The organism is Paraburkholderia sp. RL17-347-BIC-D, from assembly GCF_046027915.1.
Lineage (GTDB): Bacteria > Pseudomonadota > Gammaproteobacteria > Burkholderiales > Burkholderiaceae > Paraburkholderia.
Window position 1 is genome coordinate 1 of the sequence record NZ_JARESS010000158.1, and the last position, 1,967, is coordinate 1,967.

Below are 1,967 nucleotides of genomic sequence, written 5' to 3' on the forward strand. Positions count from 1 at the left end.
GCGCGTTCGCGCAGGATCGCCAGCGTGTCGCGCATCTTCTGCGCGGTCGGCGCGTTGCTCGTGCCGAAGTTCGAATGCGACAGCAGCGCGATCTTCGGCTCGATACCGAAACGGCGCACTTCCTCAGCCGCCATGATCGTGATTTCCGCCAGTTGCTCCGGCGTCGGATCGACGTTCACGTGCGTATCCACCAGGAAAATCTGCCGGTTCGGCAGCACCAGCGCATTCATCGCCGCGTAGACCTTCGCGCCTTCCTTCTTGCCGATCACCTGATCGATGAAGTGCAGGTGGCGATGCGTGGTCGACACCGTGCCGCAGATCATGCCGTCCGCTTCGCCCTTTTCCACCAGCATCGCGCCGATCAGCGTGGTGCGGCGACGCATTTCGAGCTTCGCCATCTGCGCGCTGATGCCCTTGCGCGACATCATCTTGTGATATTCCTGCCAGAAATCGCGATAGCGCTCGTCGTGGTCGGTGTTCACGACCGTGTAGTCCTGCCCCGCGACCAGACGCAGGCCGTAGCGCGCAATGCGCTGCTCGATCACCGCCGGCCGGCCGATCAGGATCGGCCTGGCGAGCTTCTCGTCGACGATGATCTGCATCGCGCGCAGCACGCGCTCTTCTTCGCCTTCCGCGAACACGATCCGCTTCTTCTCCGGCTCGACGCCGCGCGCGAGCTGGAAGATCGGCTTCATGGTCGTGCCGCTGTGATACACGAACTGCTGCAGATGCTGTTCGTAGGCTTCCATGTCCTCGATCGGACGCTCGGCGACGCCCGAATCCATCGCGGCCTTCGCCACGGCCGGCGCGACCTTGACGATCAGGCGCGGATCGAACGGCTTCGGAATCAGGTATTCCGGGCCGAACGAGAGGTCCTGAATGCCATACGCCGTCGCGACGATATCGCTCTGCTCCTGGCGCGCGAGTTCGGCGATCGCGTTGACCGCGGCAATTTCCATTTCCCGCGTCACCGTCGTCGCGCCCGCATCCAGCGCGCCGCGGAACAGGAACGGGAACACCAGCACGTTGTTCACCTGGTTCGGGTAGTCGGTGCGCCCCGTGCACAGCACGGCGTCCGGACGCACTTCCAGCGCCAGTTCCGGCAGGATTTCCGGCGTCGGATTGGCCAGCGCCAGAATCAGCGGCTTGTCCGCCATCTGCCTGACCATGTCCTGCTTGAGCACGCCGCCCGCCGACAGCCCCAGGAAAACGTCCGCGCCGCCGATGGCTTCGGCCAGCGTGCGGGCATCGGTTTCACGCGCGAAGCGCTCCTTGTCCGGGTCCATCAGTTCGACGCGGCCCTTGTAGACCACGCCGGCCAGATCGGTGACGGTGATGTTCTCGAGCGGCAGGCCGATGTCGACCAGCAGGTCCAGACAGGCCAGCGCCGCGGCGCCCGCGCCCGAGGACACCAGCTTGACCTCCTTGATGTCCTTGCCGACCACCTTCAGACCATTGGTGATGGCCGCCGCGACGACGATCGCCGTGCCGTGCTGGTCGTCGTGGAAGACCGGAATCTTCATGCGCTTGCGGCATTCGCGTTCGACGATGAAGCAGTCCGGCGCCTTGATGTCCTCGAGGTTGATGCCGCCGAAGGTCGGCTCCAGCGCCGCGATCACATCCACCAGCTTGTGCGGGTCGGACTCGTTCAGCTCGATATCGAACACGTCGATGCCGGCGAACTTCTTGAACAGCACGGCCTTGCCTTCCATGACCGGCTTCGAGGCGAGCGGGCCGATGTTGCCCAGACCCAGCACCGCGGTGCCGTTCGTGACGACGCCGACCAGGTTGCTGCGCGCGGTGAAGCGCGCGGCGTTCAACGGGTTCTCGACGATTTCCTCGCACGCGAACGCGACGCCAGGCGAATACGCCAGCGCGAGGTCGCGCTGGTTGATCATCTGCTTGGTCGGGGCGATCGCGATCTTCCCCGGGGTGGGGAACTCGTGGTAATCGAGGGCGGCTTCGCG

The 1,967-nt window shown here is 64.9% G+C and carries 1 protein-coding gene; it reads right to left on the reverse strand.

All coding sequences use genetic code 11. From position 1 onward, the window contains the following. On the reverse strand, positions 1 to 1,967 hold a 1,967-nt coding region (locus P0D96_RS47830), incomplete at both ends, for an NADP-dependent malic enzyme (protein ID WP_408321294.1).